At 68.3% G+C, this 15982-nt stretch carries 14 protein-coding genes; all 14 read right to left on the minus strand.

The window, feature by feature from the left end; translation table 11 throughout:
- Nucleotides 1-39: 39 nt before the first annotated feature.
- Nucleotides 40-1158, minus strand: a complete 1119-nt coding sequence (locus HMPREF3167_RS02730) for a cell division protein FtsQ/DivIB (protein WP_070445373.1) — start codon at nucleotides 1156-1158, stop codon at nucleotides 40-42.
- Nucleotides 1155-2486: a UDP-N-acetylmuramate--L-alanine ligase gene (gene murC / locus HMPREF3167_RS02735; protein WP_070445376.1), complete on the minus strand. Its 1332-nt coding sequence runs from the start codon at nucleotides 2484-2486 to the stop codon at nucleotides 1155-1157. Before murC ends, HMPREF3167_RS02730 begins: the two co-directional genes overlap by 4 nt.
- Nucleotides 2483-3589, minus strand: coding sequence for an undecaprenyldiphospho-muramoylpentapeptide beta-N-acetylglucosaminyltransferase (gene murG / locus HMPREF3167_RS02740; protein ID WP_148132373.1), 1107 nt, complete (start codon nucleotides 3587-3589; stop codon nucleotides 2483-2485). Before murG ends, murC begins: the two co-directional genes overlap by 4 nt.
- Nucleotides 3589-4818: an FtsW/RodA/SpoVE family cell cycle protein gene (locus HMPREF3167_RS02745; RefSeq protein WP_062612179.1), complete on the minus strand. Its 1230-nt coding sequence runs from the start codon at nucleotides 4816-4818 to the stop codon at nucleotides 3589-3591. The genes murG and HMPREF3167_RS02745 overlap by 1 nt, the downstream gene beginning before the upstream one ends.
- Nucleotides 4805-6274, minus strand: coding sequence for a UDP-N-acetylmuramoyl-L-alanine--D-glutamate ligase (gene murD, locus HMPREF3167_RS02750; RefSeq protein WP_210382942.1), 1470 nt, complete (start codon nucleotides 6272-6274; stop codon nucleotides 4805-4807). Before murD ends, HMPREF3167_RS02745 begins: the two co-directional genes overlap by 14 nt.
- The gene (gene mraY, locus HMPREF3167_RS02755; RefSeq protein ID WP_062612175.1) at nucleotides 6271-7356 is read right to left on the minus strand and encodes a phospho-N-acetylmuramoyl-pentapeptide-transferase; all 1086 of its coding nucleotides are present in this window, start codon (nucleotides 7354-7356) and stop codon (nucleotides 6271-6273) included. Before mraY ends, murD begins: the two co-directional genes overlap by 4 nt.
- Complete coding sequence (murF, locus tag HMPREF3167_RS02760) at nucleotides 7357-8751, minus strand: UDP-N-acetylmuramoyl-tripeptide--D-alanyl-D-alanine ligase (RefSeq protein WP_070445381.1); 1395 nt, start codon at nucleotides 8749-8751, stop codon at nucleotides 7357-7359.
- A complete protein-coding gene (locus HMPREF3167_RS02765) occupies nucleotides 8748-10235 on the minus strand; it encodes a UDP-N-acetylmuramoyl-L-alanyl-D-glutamate--2,6-diaminopimelate ligase (RefSeq protein WP_070445384.1) in 1488 nt (495 codons plus the stop codon). The genes murF and HMPREF3167_RS02765 overlap by 4 nt, the downstream gene beginning before the upstream one ends.
- Before the next feature lie 6 nt (nucleotides 10236-10241).
- The gene (locus HMPREF3167_RS02770; protein WP_070445387.1) at nucleotides 10242-12134 is read right to left on the minus strand and encodes a peptidoglycan D,D-transpeptidase FtsI family protein; all 1893 of its coding nucleotides are present in this window, start codon (nucleotides 12132-12134) and stop codon (nucleotides 10242-10244) included.
- An 8-nt stretch (nucleotides 12135-12142) separates the two neighbouring features.
- The gene (locus HMPREF3167_RS02775; protein WP_062612169.1) at nucleotides 12143-12535 is read right to left on the minus strand and encodes a cell division protein FtsL; all 393 of its coding nucleotides are present in this window, start codon (nucleotides 12533-12535) and stop codon (nucleotides 12143-12145) included.
- Nucleotides 12532-13533, minus strand: coding sequence for a 16S rRNA (cytosine(1402)-N(4))-methyltransferase RsmH (gene rsmH / locus HMPREF3167_RS02780; protein WP_148132375.1), 1002 nt, complete (start codon nucleotides 13531-13533; stop codon nucleotides 12532-12534). The genes HMPREF3167_RS02775 and rsmH overlap by 4 nt, the downstream gene beginning before the upstream one ends.
- Before the next feature lie 82 nt (nucleotides 13534-13615).
- Nucleotides 13616-14047 (minus strand): division/cell wall cluster transcriptional repressor MraZ, encoded by a 432-nt coding sequence (mraZ, locus tag HMPREF3167_RS02785; RefSeq protein WP_062612165.1) that lies wholly within the window; start codon nucleotides 14045-14047, stop codon nucleotides 13616-13618.
- A gap of 242 nt (nucleotides 14048-14289) precedes the next feature.
- On the minus strand, nucleotides 14290-14658 hold the full coding sequence (locus tag HMPREF3167_RS02790; protein ID WP_062612163.1) for a DUF3040 domain-containing protein: 369 nt from the start codon (nucleotides 14656-14658) through the stop codon (nucleotides 14290-14292).
- 31 nt (nucleotides 14659-14689) lie between these two features.
- The gene (gene dinB / locus HMPREF3167_RS02795) at nucleotides 14690-15961 is read right to left on the minus strand and encodes a DNA polymerase IV (protein WP_070445391.1); all 1272 of its coding nucleotides are present in this window, start codon (nucleotides 15959-15961) and stop codon (nucleotides 14690-14692) included.
- Nucleotides 15962-15982: the final 21 nt, after the last annotated feature.

The raw sequence follows: 15982 nt of genomic DNA on the forward strand, positions 1-15982 counted from the left end.
GAAGGCAAATTCAATGACCTCGCCGGTGTGTTGCGAGATTCATCGGCTCACAGGCGCGTCCGGCACGGACACGTCGAAGAAGCTCGCCTGCTGGGTGAGCAGAACGGCCAGCACCTGGGCCTTGAACTCCCCGCGCTCGAGGCTACCCCAGTAGACCTGGCGCCCCTCGGTAAGGTTGAGCGTAACCAGGTTGCCCTTGGCCACCGACACCTCGGTCACCTGCGCGAGCACGGCCTGATCGAGCGCGCTCAAGACCTCGAGCCCGACCGAGATGGCCTCGGCCGGGTCCAGCCCGTCGCTCGCCCCGATGCGCGGCAGTCCGGCCGCAACCTCGGGCGGCACCGTGAGCTTCGTCCCGTCCGCCGTCACGGCGCTACACGAATCCTTCGGGCCCAGGCATGCCACCGGCACCGACTCGGTGATCTCGATGCTCAGCGCGTGGCGGTAGTCCTTGGTCACCGTGGCCGAGGCGACCTCCGGGATGTCCCGGATATCTCCGGCGAGGGCCTCGGCGTCGAGAAGTACGAGGTTCTGACCGTCGTGTGCAGCCACGAGCTGTTCGAGCTGCGTTCGGTTGACGATCGAGGTTTCTGCGTATCCCGAGATCTGGTCTGTTGAGTACTGGTAGCGCAGGAGCGGGGAGGCGAGCACGATCCAGGCGAGCAGGGCGAGAAGGCCGACGACGCCTGCGCCGAGCCCAGCCCGCCGCAGGCGCACCCGCCGCGCCTCACGCTTGCGCTCCACGCGCCGGGCATCCAGCTCCCCCTCGTCCGCGCGCCTCGACGCCAGACGGCCGCGAAGCTCACCCCCGGCTGCCCGGGCCGACTGCATGAGGCGGCTGAACGCCCCGGGGCGCGCGAGCGCGCCGGGGTCCTCCGCACGGCCTCGCTCCCGCCGCATCTCCACGGGCTCGAGGTCTTCAGCCTCGGGATCCTCAGAGGCGGCGGAGTCCCCCGCCTCCGCGCTGTCCCAGTCGCCGCTCGCCCAATCCTCGGCCTCCCACTCGTCGGCGTCCCACTCGTCGTCGAGCGGCACCATCGGTGCCGTGGGGATGTAGTCCTCAGCGCTCGGACGCGGCCGGCGCAGCTCACCCCCGCCGTCACGATCGGTGGGACCGGTGAGCTTGCGCGGCTTCTTCGGTTGCCGGGGAGCCCTCATAGCGCCTCGAGTACGACGTCGGCTAGCTCGGTCACGTCGCCGGCGCCCATCGTGATGATGATGTCTCCAGGCGCCGACAGCTCGGCAATCCGGCGCGCGGCCTCAACGCGATCAGGCACCAGCTCCGCACCCGGCAGCTGGTCGGCGATGACATTCGACTCCGCGCCATCCTCCGGCACCTCGCGCGCGGCGTACACCGAGGTGAGGACCACCGAGTCCGCCAGCGCGAGCGCCTCGGCAAACTGCGTGGCGAAGATCTGCGTGCGCGAGTACAGGTGGGGCTGGAAGAGCACCCGCACGCCCGCGGCGCTCTGCTGGCGAGCAGTCTCGAGCGTGGCGCGCACCTCCGTGGGGTGGTGGGCGTAGTCATCGATGACGCGCCGGCTCGCGACCTCGCCGCGCAGCTCGAAGCGCCGCCCGGTGCCGTGGAAGGTAGCAAGGGCCGCGGCCATCTGCGCCGGATCCTCGCCCAGCTCGATGCCCACCAGCAACGCGCCGGTGGCGTTCAAAACGTTGTGCTGGCCCGGAACGGACAGCGCCAGGTCGATCGGCTTGCCGCGGAAGCTCACGCGTGCCCCATCGCCCGTGTCCTCGATCCGGGCGTGGTTCTCCAGCCCGTCCCCGCGCCCGTATGTCCACACGCGGATCCCCTCGGAGCGCGCACGCTCCCCCAGCTCAAGCGCGTCCTCACTGTCCGCACAGCACACGATCAGGCCGCCAAACTCGATCCGGCGGGCAAACTCCACGAAGGCCTCGAAGAAGGCCTCCTTCGAACCGTAGTGGTCGAGGTGGTCAGGCTCCACGTTCGTCACCAGCGCCACGCGCGGGCGGTAATTGAGGAAGGAGCCGTCCGATTCGTCAGCCTCCGCAATGAACATCTTGCCCGTGCCCAGGTGCGCGCCGGAGGCACCGCCGGCCAGGCGTCCCCCGATCGCGCGGGAGGGATCGCGCCCCAGGGATGCGAGAGCGACCGCGAGCATACCCGACGTCGTCGTCTTCCCGTGTGCCCCGGCCACCGCCACGAAGTCTTTGTCCGCCGCCGCGATGGCGAGGGCCTGGCTGCGGTGGATGATCTCCTGGCCGCGTTCGGTGGCAACCATCAGCTCGGGGTTGTCGGCCTTGATCGCGGTGGAGACCACCACGGTGGCAGCCGGATCCACGTGCGCCGCGTCATGGCCCACAAAAACCGTGGCGCCCGCAGCCTTCAACCGCTGCAAGTTCGCCGAATCCTGCCGGTCAGAGCCTGTGACGGCCTCGCCGCGCTCGAGCAACAGCTCACCCACAACGCTCATGCCCGCGCCGCCCGCTCCAATGAGGTGGTACATCATCGCTCCTCCGCCAGGCGCATCGCGATACTGGCCAGGCGGCTGGCCGCGTTTAGCGGCGAGACGCCCTTGGAGCGCTCGGCCATCGTCTCCAGCTGATCGCCCTCGAAGAGGGGAAGGATCGCGGAGCGCACCTTCTCGGCCGTCAGCGCCTTGTTTTCGATGAGAATCGCTCCCCCGGCGCTCACCACGTCGCGCGCGTTGAGCGCCTGCTCGCCATTGCCCACCGACAGCGGCACGAAAACGGCCGGGATGCCGAGCGCAGACAGCTCCGCCACCATGCCCGCCCCCGAACGGGAGACCGCCAGGTCCGCCACCGCGTAGGCGCTCTCCATGTCGGACAGGTAGTCGAGAACAACGTAGCCCGGGTCGGGCGCGGCCGCGCGGACGGCGTCGTCCTTGTCCTTGCCCGTGATGTGGAGGACCTGGACACCGGCGGCCCGGATGTCGGCGGCGGCCTGGGCGAACACCTCGTTCATGTGGAGGGCACCGGACGAACCGCCCGTGACCAGCATGATCGGCGACGCCGGGTCGAGCCCGAAGCGCGCGGCGGCCTCCTCACGCAGGCTCTTCCTCCCACCCGGGCGCGCCGAGAGCTGCTCGATCGCACGCTTGAGGGGAAGGCCCACGCTCACCGTGATGCCCTTCGCAGCGCGCAGCGGAGTGGAGGGGAAAGTGAGGGCCACCGTGGCCGCGAAGCGCGCTCCAAGCTTGTTCGCCATGCCCGGGCGGGCGTTGCCCTCATGCACAATCACCGGGATCTTGCGCTTGCGTGCCGCGAGGTAGACCGGGGTGGACACGTAGCCACCGAAACCAATGACCACCTCGGCGTCGTGGCGCTCAAGGATCTCCCCCGCCGCCGCGATCGCACCACGGAAAATCATGGGAAAGCGCACCACATCCAGGGAGGGCTTGCGCGGCAACGGCACCCGCGGGATGGTCTCTAGCCGAACGTCGGCCGCAGGAACCAGGGTGCTCTCAAGTCCGGCGGCAGTGCCCACGGCCACTACCTGCGTGCCCGGGTATTCCTCCGTAATGGCGTTGGCCGTGGCCAACAGAGGGTTGACGTGGCCGGCCGTTCCCCCTCCCGCAAGTATGATTGCCATTATCGATTGCTCCTCACTACGGTCCGGATTCGTTGCACAAGCCTACCGCGAACCCGCCAGCTCTCCCGAACCCCCGGCACGGCCAGTGCGGCGGACATGACGCACCCCACCATCGCCAGCGTGGCGAGCATGGACGATCCGCCCATGGAGATGAAGGGCAGCGGCACGCCGAACACGGGAGCGAGGCCGGTGACCACGTACATGTTGGCCAGCGCCTGCCCGCACAGCCACAGCGCCGCACCCGCGGTCATGAGCTGGGCGTACCTGTTGGGGTGCTTGCGGCAGATCTCCACCAGGCTCCAGCCAAGCGCGAGGAAGAGGACGATGACGGTCACCGTGCCGAGCAGGCCAAGCTCCTCGCCGATGACCGCGAAGATGAAGTCGGTGTGGGCCTCGGACAGGTCGCGCCACTTCTCCTTGCCCGCGCCGATCCCGGCGCCCGTCAGCCCGCCCGTGCCGAAGGCGAACTGGGCGAAGTCGGACTGCTTGGGCAGGTGGGTGTCGGGCAGGGTAAACAGGTCAGAGACGAACTCGCCGATGCGGCGCAGACGCGAGGGGTTGGCCGCCACCATGGCACCCACGCCCAAGCCGCCGAAGAACGCCACGATCCCCAAATGCTTGAGCCGCAGGCCCGCGAGGAAGAACAGGCCGCCGGCGATGAGAATATAGATGAGGCCCGTTCCCACGTCTCCGCCAGCGAGCACCAGGCCCACCGCCACGAGGAAGCCGAGGGCTGGGATCCACAGCGTGCGCAGGTCCTCGACTTCCTTCAGCTGAAGGCGGGCGAGCATGTGGGCGAGCCACAAAACGAGCGCGAGCTTGATGAACTCCGAGGGCTGGACCGTGATCGGGCCGAGCGAAAGCCAGTTGTTGTTGCCGGCCACGCCCCCACCCTGGGCGAGCACGCCAATCTGGAGCAGGCAACCGATGGCAAGGAAGAGGTGCACGAAGCGCCTGGTCACCTGGTACGGGATGAGCGCCATGACGATGAGGCCCACGATCCCGATGAGGGTGGTGAGCGCCTGGCGGGTCGCCACAGAAAATAGCGTGAGGTCCGGGTTGGCGTCCACCGCCCGGATCGAGCTAGGGGCCGTGGCCGAATACACCATGACCACGCCAAAGATCGTGAGGAGGAACGTGGAAGCGACGACCACCACGAGCGCCCGCTGAATGTCATCGCGGCGGGTGAGCTCGCGCTCCGAGAGCGCCGGACTATCAATGCTCGTCATCGTCACCGCCCAGCCTCGCCGCCGCCGCAGCGAACTTCTCCCCGCGCTCGGCGTAGGAGGCGAACTGATCCTGGGAGGCGCAGGCCGGCGCCAAAATGACCGTGTCGCCCGGCTGGGCAAGGTCGGTGGCCGCCCCGACCGCGTCATCCATCGGCGCGTCAGCATCCTCGGCCACGTAGTGGACCGGTACCTCGAGGCCGGCAAGCGCCGAGCGCCACGGCTCCTGATCACGCCCGATCACGACGACGGCGCGCAGGTTCGCGGCCACCTTCGCCACGAGCGCCTCGAAGCGGGCACCCTTGGCCAGCCCGCCCACGATCCACACGGCGTTTTCGAGCGCGCGCAGGGAGGCCTCGGCGGCATGGGCGTTGGTGGCCTTCGAGTCATCGACGTAGCGCACGCCGCCCACGTGGGCCACGGTCTCGATGCGGTGGTGGCCGCCCGTGAACTCTCGTAGCCCCTGGCGCACCGCCTCCGGCTCCACCCCGACCGCGCGCGCGAGTGCCGCGGCGGCCAGTGCGTCCTTGGCGATGTGCACGGGCAACGCCGTGCCCTCGGGGGCGAGGTGAGCGATGTCGGCAACATCGAAAAGCACCTCGGCGTGCGTGTGGCGGCGGGGAATGAAGGCGCGGTCCACGGCGTGCTCGTCCACGAAACCCAGCTGGCCCACGGACGGCACTCCCATCGACAGCCCGATCGCACGGGCTCCCTCCACTACATCGGCGCCATCCACCATCGCCTGCACCGTCTCATCCCCCACCGGGTAGAGGCACGCCGCGTGCGTGTTGGTGTAAATCCGGGCCTTCGCATCCCGGTAGTCGGCGAAAGTGCCGTGCCACTCGAGGTGGTCGTCGGCGATGTTGAGGCACACGGCCGCGGCCGGCTCCATTGAGTAGGTGGCGGCCAGCTGGAAGGAGGACAGCTCGAAGGCGAAGACCTCCGGCGCGTCCTCACTCGTCTCGCTCACGGCCGTCACGGCCGGGGTGCCGACGTTTCCGACGGCGAGCGCCCGGCGCCCGCCCGCTCGGAGGATTGCCTCGGTCATGGTCACGGTGGTCGTCTTGCCGTTTGTGCCGGTGATGCAGAGCCAAGGCGCGAAGACACCGTCGTGCGCGGCACGCAGGTGCCAGGCAAGCTCGATCTCGGACCACACGGGCACGCCGGCTGCGCGTAGCGCCTGCCACTCGGGGCCGACCTGCCGGAAGCCCGGGGCGATAATCACTAGGTCCGGGCCCCAGGAGAGCAGCGCCTCAAGCAGGGCGGCCGGATCCGCCTCCGAGCCACCGTCCAGGTGGGCGTAGGGTTCGCGGGCCGACGGATTCGCGTCCCACGCCGACAGCACGGCCTGCGTGTGCCGCGCGAGCGCGTCAAGGGAGGCCCGGCCGGAAATCCCCAGGCCGAGCACCGCCACGCGCATGGAGGAAAACTGCGCCGCGCCGGGAATCGAACGCGTCATTGCCGCGCCAACCATTCTGCGTAGAACAGGCCAATACCGGCGGCCGCCATGAGAGCCTGGATGAGCCAGAAGCGCACCACGATCGTCACTTCCTTCCAGCCCTTGAGCTCGAAGTGGTGGTGCAGCGGCGCCATCCGGAACACGCGCTTGCCCGTGGCCTTAAACACACCGATCTGGATGACGTCCGACATGACGATGATGACGAACAGGCCGCCCAGCATGACGCCGAGGATCTCGGTGCGGGTGAGGATGGTGAGCCCGGCGAACGCGCCGCCGAGCGCGAGCGAACCGGTGTCCCCCATGAAGATCGCGGCCGGGGAGGTGTTGTGCCACAGGAAGCCCAGGCACGCGCCCACAATCGCGGCGGCCACGATCGCCAGGTCGCGCGGGTCGCGCACGTCGTAGCAGCCCGGAGCGGGGTTCACCACTGACGAGCACGTCTGGTAGGACTGCCAGATCGTGACGAAGGCGTACCCGGCGAACGCGATCGCGGATGCGCCAGAGGCAAGGCCGTCCAGGCCGTCGGTGAGGTTGACCGCGTTCGACCAGGCCGTGATGAGGAAGTTGGCCCAGATGATAAAGAGGATCAGACCCACCACGATCCCGAAGTGGGCAAGATTAATGTTCGTGTCGCGCACGAAAGAGATCCGGGTGCTTCCGGGCGTGCGGTTGTAATCGTTGCGGAACTGCAACACTGCCGCGGCGAACGAAATGCCCACCACCGCCTGCCCGATGATCTTCGCGATCGGGGTCAGGCCGAGCGAGCGTTCGTTGCGGATCTTGGCAAAATCGTCGAAGAAGCCAATGAGGCCCATGCCCACCATGAGGCCGAGCAGCAAGACGCCCGAGGCGTTCGGGCCGCGCCCGGTGGCGATGTTCGCCATCGTGTAGCCAACGATTGTGGCGAAGATGATGACGATGCCGCCCATCGTGGGCGTACCACGCTTAACGAGGTGCGTGGTCGGTCCGTCCTCGCGGATGAACTGGCCATAGGAGCGTTTCCGCAAGAAACGCACAAGCACCGGCGTGCCGAGCAGCGCCACGAGCAGCGATGCCGCCACCGAGATGAGAATTGCGAGCATTTAGTCCTCTCTCACCAGCGCGTCAGCCACGCGCCACACGCCCGAACCGTTCGAACCTTTTAGCAAGACTACGTCACCTTTGGCCAGGATCGTGGTAGCCACGTCGAGCGCTGTTTCAGATGAGGCGGTCTGTGTGGCGAGCCCGGCCGCGGCCGCGGCGTGCGTCAGGGGCCGTGTTTCTTCGCCGACGCCGATCACGACGTCGACCCCGCGGGCGGCGGCATAGTGCCCGATCGCCTCGTGCTCGGCATCCGCGTCCGCACCGAGCTCGAGCATGGCGCCAAGGATTGCGACCTTGCGCCGGCCCTCCCCAAGCCGCTCGAGGGCGTCGAGCCCGGCCCGCATGGAATCGGGGTTGGCATTGTACGAATCGTCGATGATGAGGATGCCGCCGCGCTCGGAGACAGACATGCGGTGCGGGCTAGCCGCGCCCGTCTCGCTCAGCACGCGCGCGACCTCCTCCACGCCAATCCCGTAGTAGTCGGCCACGGTTGCGGCGGCCAGTGCGTTGGACACGTGGTGCTCGCCCACGAGCGCCAACGTCACCGGCGCACGGCCGGTGGAGGTGACGAGCACGAAGGTGGCCCGACCGGCGTCGTTAACGCTCACGTCCTCGGCATGAACGCCGGGAAGGGCCGGGTCGCCGAAGAAGAGCAGGTCGCGATCGGTGAGCTTGGCCATGGCCCGCACTCGCTCGTCAAGGGCATTGAGGATGACGGTGCCGCCCTCGCGCACGCCTGTCACCATCTCCGACTTGGCCTTGGCCACGTTCTCGATCCCACCGAAGTGGCCCAGGTGCGCGCGGGCCACGATGAGGACCACGCCCACGTCGGGCGGCGCGATCGAGGTCAGGTAGTCGATGTTGCCCATGTGGTCGGCGCCCATCTCGAGGACGAGGGTGGCGGTATCGGCGCCGGCGCGCAGGACGGTGAGCGGCAGGCCGAGCTCGTTATTGAAGGAGCCGGGCGGGGCGATGATCGGCCCGCGGATCGCCAGCAACGCGGCGAGTAGGTCTTTCGTGGTGGTCTTGCCCACCGAGCCGGTCACAGCCACCACCTGCAGGCGCGGGTTCGCCTCGCGCGCCCGACGCAGGCTTTCGCGGGCCAGACGGCCGAGGGCCGCGAGCACGTCGTCGACCACGATGAGGCGATTGGCCGGCGCCCCGGAGGCGAGGGCCACCTCGCGGCCGGCGGTCATGACGGCGCTGGCCCCGGCCTCAATGGCCTGGCCCGCCAGCGTGGAGCCGTCCACGCGCTCGCCTGCGATCGCCACGAAAAGCTCCCCGCCGCGGATCTGACGCGTGTCGGAGACAACCGCCACCACCTCGCCGGTGGCCGGCGCCTCGATGCGGCCACCGGCGTCCGCCGCCGCCTGTTCGATCGAGATCGGAATCATTCGCCCTCCCTGAGCCTCAGCGCCGTGCGTGCCACCACGCGGTCATCGATGTCGATGGCGCGGCCCGCGACGTCCTGAACCGTCTCGTGCCCGCGCCCTGCAATAAGGATAGTGTCATCCTCCCCCGCGCCCATGATCGCCGAGGTGATGGCCCGCTCACGGTCGCCGATCTCGGCGTAGTCAAAGCCCGCCGGAATCCCCTCGATCATCTCAGCCCGGATTCGAGCCGGGTCCTCGGTGTGCGGGTCGTCGTCGGTGATAATCAGGTAGTCGGCGTGCTCGGCCACGGCAGCAGCCATCATCGGGCGCTTGCCCCGATCCCGATCACCCGCCGATCCCGTCACGACGACGAGGCGCCCGCCACGCGCGGCGCGCAGCGACGTCATCGCCTTGACCAGGGCGTCGGTGTTGTGCGCGAAGTCCACCACGGTGTAGGGACGCTCCCCCACCAGCTCCATGCGACCCGGGATCGCCGGGCTGATCCCGCGCTCGCCGAGGGCTGCCGCCAGTTCCTGCGGGGCCACCCCCGATTCCATCACCATGACGGCGGCCAGCGCGGCGTTGGCCACGTTAAAGTCGCCAGGCAAGCGGGTGAGCGTCTCCAAGCTTCCGAGCGGGCCGGTCAGGCTGATCGTCTGCACGCCCGTCTCGAACGCCGAGGTGCCCTGCCAGTCGGCGTCGTTACCCCGAACGGAGAGGGAGACAACCGCGCCCGGCCTGCGCCCCGATACCTCGCGAAAGAGCCGGCGCCCCCACTCGTCGTCGACCATGATGACGCCGCGCGCCGAGTGCTCCTCGTCGAAGAGCAGCGCCTTGGCCTGGAAGTACTCCTCGAAAGTCTTGTGGTAGTCGAGGTGGTCCTGGGTGAGGTTCGTAAAGCCCGCCACGTCGAAGCGGATGGGGTTCGTGCGGCCCTGGGCGAGGGCGTGGGAGGAGGTCTCCATGACGAGGTCGGTGCCCCCACGGGCCACGAGGTCGGCCAGCATGCGTTGGAGGTCCACCGGCTGGGGCGTGGTCAGCTGCGCCGGCATCGCCTCCCCCGCGATCCGCACCTCGACCGTGCCGATGAGGCCGGTGGTGCGGCCCAGGCGGGCGAGCGCGTCCTCGATCATGTAGGCCGTGGAGGTCTTGCCGTTCGTGCCGGTCACGGCGAAGGTGGTGAGCCGCTCGTCCGGGCGGCCGAAGCAGAAGGAGGCCACGAGCCCGGCCACGCGCGCCGGGTCGGCCACAACGAGCACGGGCACACCGACGTCGCCCGCAATCTCCGCGCCCTCGGCGTCGGTGAGCACCGCGGCGGCACCCGCATCGACAGCGGCGCGCGCAAAGCGGGCGGCGTGCACAGTGGCGCCACGGACTGCCACGAAGAGGTCACCCGGGCGGACCTGGCGGTTGTCGGCGCACACCCCCGTGACCGATCCGACCGCGGGGGCGATGTGCAAAAGCTCGGCGAGGTCGGCGAGCTCAGTGAGCGATGGAGGCATCATTTTTCCCTACTGCTGCGACTGCTGGGATTCGATCAGTTCCGCCTCGGTCCACGGCAGGCGCACGAGCGGCACCTGGGACGGGGCCACCTTCATCTGGCGCATGGCGAACTCGGCGGTGCCGCTGAAGACGGCCGCGCCGGTGTCGCCACCGTAGCCCGCGCCCGCGGCGTTGTAGATGATGGAGGCGAAGATGATCTTCGGGTCCTCGGCCGGGATCGTCCCCACGAACGTTCCGGCTCGCTTGGTGAGCGCGCCCGAAGCATCCGGCACCTGCGCCGTGCCCGTCTTGCCCGCCACGTTGTAGCCCTCCACGCGCGCCCGCCAGCCGGTGGAGTGCGGGTCGGTGACCGCCTGCATCATCTCGAGCATCGTGTGGGCGGACTGCTCGGTGATGACCTGGCGCGATTCGCCGACCGCCGTGGGCGTGTAATCACCGTCCACGCTTTCCACACCATCCACCAGATGCAACGGGATGTAGACGCCCTTATTGGCAATGACGCTCATCATCTGGCCCAGCTGGAGCGTGGTGGCGCTCCACGCCTGGCCAAACATCGTGGTGTAGTGGGTGCGTCCGGCCCAGTTTTCATACGGGTAGACGACGCCGGAGCTCTCGCCCGGCAGCTCGATGCCGGTGCGCGCGCCGAGGCCGAAGTCCATCATGTACTGGTAGCGCACCGAGTCCTCGATCGTGTCGCCGATCTGGACCAGGCCCGTGTTGTAGGACTTCGCCAGCGTGCCGGCCACCGTGAGGCGCTCGGTGGGGTGCTCGTCGTTGTCCTTGATGACCTCACCGTTCGGCATCTCCAGCCGGCTCGCCACCGTGAACATGTCGAGCGGGGTGACCGTGCCCTCGTTGATCGCGGCAGAGTACGTCACCAGCTTGCCGGTGGATCCGGGCTCGACCACCGCCGAGACCGCCCGCGAGTTCCAGTCTTTCGGATCGGAGGCAGACAGGTTCGCCGGGTCCGGCGATCGCGAATCGGCCAGGGCCAGCACTCTCCCGGTGCCCACTTCGATGACGACGGCGGCGCCCCACTCAGCGCTCTGGCCTGTCACCACCTCGTTGAGGGCGTCCTCGGTGGCCTTTTGCAGGTCGGCGTCGATCGTGAGGTGGACCGAGCCGCCGTCGACGGCGGGGGTCTCGCGGCGCTCGGAGTTGGGGAAGACGGCGCCGCCGGCCGCCACCTCGTATTGGATCATTCCCTCGGTGCCGGAGAGCAGGTCGTCATACTGCTGCTCGATGCCGGCCCGCCCGATCGGGTTGCTCGATTCTTCGGTCTCACCCAGGTAGCCCAGGATCGTGCCGGCCGTGGTACCGCCCGGGTACTGGCGCTGCATGAAGCGCTCGGGGTAGATCCCGCGGATGCCGAGCGCGTTAATCTCCCGCCACTCGTCCGGGGAGATGTCAGAGGCGATGAGCTGCCACTTCGACTTCTTCTCCCCGCCCAGCAACAGGCCGCCCAGCTCGGCCGGGTCGGCGTCGAGCAGGGGCGCGAGGATCTTGGCCGCGGCCGCCGCGCCCGACCCTGTGACGTTGCCGTCGTCGTCGCGCGTGACGAACTCGGCGATCTCGGTCTGGTCGGCGCGCACGTTGTAGCGCTCAACGGAGGTGGCGAGCACGGCGCCATTGGCGTCCACGATGTCGCCGCGCTTGGCTTCGAGGGGGTAGGTACGCCAGCGGAATTCGCGCGCGGTTTCCGACAGCGCGCCCGCCTGGATCACCTGGAGATAGAAGAGGCGAAGCCCCAGGATCGCGGCGAGGACCATGACCACCAGAGCGGTTGCCCGCATCCGGCGGTTGGTCGTCTTCCGCGCAGCGGTATCGGGCCCCTTCCCGGTTCCCAGACCTCGCCGGATGCCGGCGCGAATCGCCGAAGCAACCGATTGGTCTTGTGCCATCTCATCCCCTAGTCCTGGGCCGGAGCGGTGATCACCCCGGTTTCAAGGTCGACGTGCAGCGCGTTAGTGGCGGGAACCAGGCCGAGTCCCTCCGCGCGCGCACGTAGCTGTTGCGGAGTCGCAACGGCGATGACGTCCTTCTTCAAGGTCGCCTCGCGCGCCGCGGCTTCATTCAGTTCCACACTAATGTTTTTGATCTCGTATGCACCCTGCACCATCCGCGTGTTGAGGTGAAATGCGACGCTGAAAGAGCCGATGAGCAGCAGCGCACACATGAGCACCGCCCCCCAGAAGCCGCGCGCGGGCGCGGGAGTGGGCACCACAGACAGCCCCGGCATCTCGATAACGGGACGGGAGGTGGGCGCGTTCCATGCGCGCTGGCGATCGACAGCGATGCTCATAGGTGATCTCTCCGGTGGTCGGGGTTGGACAGGTGGGATGGGGTGGGTGCGATGCGCTCCACGGCGCGCAGGCGCACGGAGGCACTTCGGGGGTTGGCGGCGATCTCCGCCTCGGTGGCTTTGATCGCACCACGGGTGAGCGCCTTGAGATAGGGTCCATGGCCCTCAAGTTCGAGCGGAAGGCCGGCCGGGGTGGTGGACCTGGTACCCGCGGCGAAGGCGTCCTTGACGATGCGGTCCTCCAGTGACTGGTAGGACTCCACCGCGAGCCGCCCGCCCACCTTGAGCGACTCGATCGCGCGGGGCACGGCCAGTCGCAACGAATCGAGCTCGCCATTGACGGCGATCCGCAGGGCCTGGAAAGTGCGCTTGGCGGGGTTGCCGCCCGTGCGTCGTGCCGGGGCCGGGATCGACTCGCGCACAATCTCCACCAGCTCGCCCGTGCGGGTCAGCGGCTCCTTGTCACGACGACGAACCACCGCCTCCGAGATCCGGCCGGCGAACTTCTCCTCGCCGTACACGCGCAGGATCCGCGCGATCTCGGCCTTGGGTTCGGTTGCCAGGATGTCGGCGGCCGTGCGCGGGCTGGTGGTGTCCATCCGCATGTCGAGCGGGGCGTCAGCGGCGTAGGAAAACCCGCGCTCCTCCTCGTCCAGCTGGAGGGAGGACACGCCCAGGTCCATGAGGATCGCCTCGACCTTCCCGCCCTCGCCGAAGCGGGCGGCGACCTGGTCGACGTCGTCGTACGTGGTGTGCACGGCGGTGAAGCGCTCGCCGAAACGCGCTAGGCGCTCGGAGGCGAGCCGGATGGCCGCCGGGTCGCGGTCGATGCCGACCACGCGGATGTTCGGGAAATCGGTGAGGAACGCCTCGGAGTGCCCGCCCATGCCGAGCGTACAGTCGATGAGTACGCCGCTCTCCAGCGCGGGCGCCAGCAGATCAAGGCAGGTGCGGGCAAGGACCGGCACGTGCAGTGCGTTGTTCGAAGCGTCTGCCACGGCCGCTCCTTTCTTGTTGTGGCCCTCCACCGCTGGCCTGAAGCTGGGGAATTGCCGCAGGACACCGGTGGAGGACCGGCCGTTAGAAGAGCCCGGGGATGAGCTCGTCCTCCCGATCCGCAAACTCGGATTCGTTCGATTCGAGGTACGAATTCCACTTGGCCAGGTCCCACACCTCGACGCGCGTACCAGATCCGATCACGGCTACCTCACGGCCGAGGTCGGCGTATTGACGCAGCGAGGCCGGGATGGTGACCCGGCCCTGCTTGTCAGGAATCTGATCGTTGGCCCCGGAGAGGAAGACGCGGGTGTAGGTGCGTGCATCCTTCGAGGTCATGGGCGCCTGGCGCAGGTTGTCCAGAATGCTTTCGAACTCCGACATGGGAAAGATGTACAGGCAGTGCTCCTGCCCGCGCGTCATCACGAGGCCGCCCTGAAGCTGGTCACGAAACTTCGCAGGGAGGATCAGACGACCCTTGTCGTCCAAACGTGGTTCGTACGTGCCAAGGAACATCTACACCCCCTTTTTTCCCGTTGCCACCACTTTACCCCACTTTGCTCCCCTGGCAAGCATTAGACGCGCCAATTTCACGATCTTTTCCGGAATTATCAATGAAAGATCGGGTGGAGGGATTTTCTCACAACGGGCCGGCGGACAGGCCCGCGGGCGGGCCCAATATCCGACAACTCACATATTTCGGGCGAGCGCGGGCAAAGAAAATGCGGCCGAAGCCGCATGTGGTGGAAAGTGGAGGGCTAGCCTTCCTGACGCTTACGCCACTGCTCGCGCTGCCTCTCCATGAAGTCCGACTGGCCAGCCTGCTTGCGCGGCGCCGCCGGCGCGCTGACCTTCGTCATCCCCGCCGACAGGTACCACAGGCCACCGAACACGACGACCACGCCCGCCACGCCCACGATCACCACTTCGCTCGCCACGCCACCGAGCACCACGAGCAGGCCCAGCACGGCCACGATGAGGCCAATCACCAGGTGCTTGGGCGAGAAGCTGGTCTGAACCGCGCCCCTTTCCTCGGACTTCAAGGATTGCGCGAGATGCGGATCGTCGTCGGTCAACTGCGCCTCGAGCTGCTCGAGCATCCTGCGTTCGTAGTCGGAAAGAGCCATGGTTTCTCCCTTGGTCGGTCCGCACATTCTATCAAATGCCCTGACCCGGACGCTCGGCGCTTTCGCCGCGCGGATAACCGCCGCCCTCTCCGGCCCGTTCCACCAACGACGCCGGCCCGAGCACCCCGGCCCCAAACCGGGAGCGGACCTGGTCCATCGCCGCCTCGGCCCGCCCGCGCCGGCCGTCGTCGCCGATCGAAAGCTGGATCCCCTCCTCGATCCCCGCGAGGTTCTCGGCCCGCACCCCGAGCAGACGGATCCCGCCATCAGGCACGCCAGCCGAGTCGAAGAGGCGGCGCGCGGCGTCGAAGATCTCAGCGGCGAGCGCGGTGGGAGCCCCGAGGGTGACCGTGCGGGAGATCGTGGAAAAGTCCGCCGCGGAGCGCAGCTTGATCCCGATCGTCCAAGATACGAAGCCGGCGGCGCGGAGCTTGCGGGCGACGTCGTGGGACAGCTCGAGCAGGGCCCGCTCTCCCTCGGCGCGCGCAGTGAGGGGTTCGAAGTAGGTCTGCTCGCGGCTGATCGACTTTTCCTTGCGGTGCGGGGTGACGGCGCGCGGATCGTGGCCCATCGCGAGCGTGTAGAGCTGGGAGCCGGCCGCCTCCCCGAGCAGGCCGCGCAGGCGGTGCTCGCCGAGGGCGGCGAGGTCGGCCACGGTGTAGATGCCCTTGCGGTCGAGCTTTTCGCGGGTCTTGTCTCCCACGCCCCACAGCGCGCCGACAGGCAGGCCGTGGAGGAAAGGCACGGTTTGGTCGTAGGGAATGAGGAGGAGGCCGTCGGGTTTGGCCTGGGCCGAGGCGATTTTGGCCACGTGCTTGGTGGCGGCAACCCCGATGGAGGCGGTGAGGTGCTCTTGGGCGTAGATGCGGCGACGGATCTCGGTGGCGATGGCCACCGGCGAGCCGAAGATCTTCCGGGCGCCGGCCACGTCGAGGAAGGCCTCGTCCACCGACAGCGGCTCGACCCGCGGGGTGAACTCGTGGAAGATCGCCATGATGCGGGCCGAGACTTCGCCGTACAGGCCCTTCGAGTGGGGCAGGATGATGAGGTTCGGGCACAGGCGTTTCGCGCGGGCCACCGGCATCGCCGAGTTCACCCCGTAGCGGCGGGCTTCGTATGAGGCGGCGGAGATGACGCCGCGATCCTGCCCGCCCACTGCCACCGGCTTACCCACCAGCTCCGGCTTGGTCAGCAGCTCCACGGAGACGAAGAAGGCATCCATGTCCACGTGCAAGATGGGGGTGCGTGAATCGTCACTCCCCCAGTCTCGCTTGGCGTTACGCGAACGCGGTGCCCGGGACATGGTGCCCTCCTTTCCTTTCCT

Source organism: Trueperella sp. HMSC08B05 (genome assembly GCF_001808405.1).
Taxonomy (GTDB): Bacteria; Actinomycetota; Actinomycetes; order Actinomycetales; family Actinomycetaceae; genus Trueperella; species Trueperella bernardiae.

Excerpts from the sequence above, each read along its gene's own strand:
- HMPREF3167_RS02730 (WP_070445373.1), bottom strand. The coding sequence starts at position 1,158 with ATGAGGGCTCCCCGGCAACCGAAGAAGCCGCGCAAGCTCACCGGTCCC.
- murC (WP_070445376.1), bottom strand. The coding sequence starts at position 2,486 with ATGATGTACCACCTCATTGGAGCGGGCGGCGCGGGCATGAGCGTTGTG.
- murG (WP_148132373.1), bottom strand. The coding sequence starts at position 3,589 with ATGGCAATCATACTTGCGGGAGGGGGAACGGCCGGCCACGTCAACCCT.
- HMPREF3167_RS02745 (WP_062612179.1), bottom strand. The coding sequence starts at position 4,818 with ATGACGAGCATTGATAGTCCGGCGCTCTCGGAGCGCGAGCTCACCCGC.
- murD (WP_210382942.1), bottom strand. The coding sequence starts at position 6,274 with ATGACGCGTTCGATTCCCGGCGCGGCGCAGTTTTCCTCCATGCGCGTG.
- mraY (WP_062612175.1), bottom strand. The coding sequence starts at position 7,356 with ATGCTCGCAATTCTCATCTCGGTGGCGGCATCGCTGCTCGTGGCGCTG.
- murF (WP_070445381.1), bottom strand. The coding sequence starts at position 8,751 with ATGATTCCGATCTCGATCGAACAGGCGGCGGCGGACGCCGGTGGCCGC.
- HMPREF3167_RS02765 (WP_070445384.1), bottom strand. The coding sequence starts at position 10,235 with ATGATGCCTCCATCGCTCACTGAGCTCGCCGACCTCGCCGAGCTTTTG.
- HMPREF3167_RS02770 (WP_070445387.1), bottom strand. The coding sequence starts at position 12,134 with ATGGCACAAGACCAATCGGTTGCTTCGGCGATTCGCGCCGGCATCCGG.
- HMPREF3167_RS02775 (WP_062612169.1), bottom strand. The coding sequence starts at position 12,535 with ATGAGCATCGCTGTCGATCGCCAGCGCGCATGGAACGCGCCCACCTCC.
- mraZ (WP_062612165.1), bottom strand. The coding sequence starts at position 14,047 with ATGTTCCTTGGCACGTACGAACCACGTTTGGACGACAAGGGTCGTCTG.
- HMPREF3167_RS02790 (WP_062612163.1), bottom strand. The coding sequence starts at position 14,658 with ATGGCTCTTTCCGACTACGAACGCAGGATGCTCGAGCAGCTCGAGGCG.
- dinB (WP_070445391.1), bottom strand. The coding sequence starts at position 15,961 with ATGTCCCGGGCACCGCGTTCGCGTAACGCCAAGCGAGACTGGGGGAGT.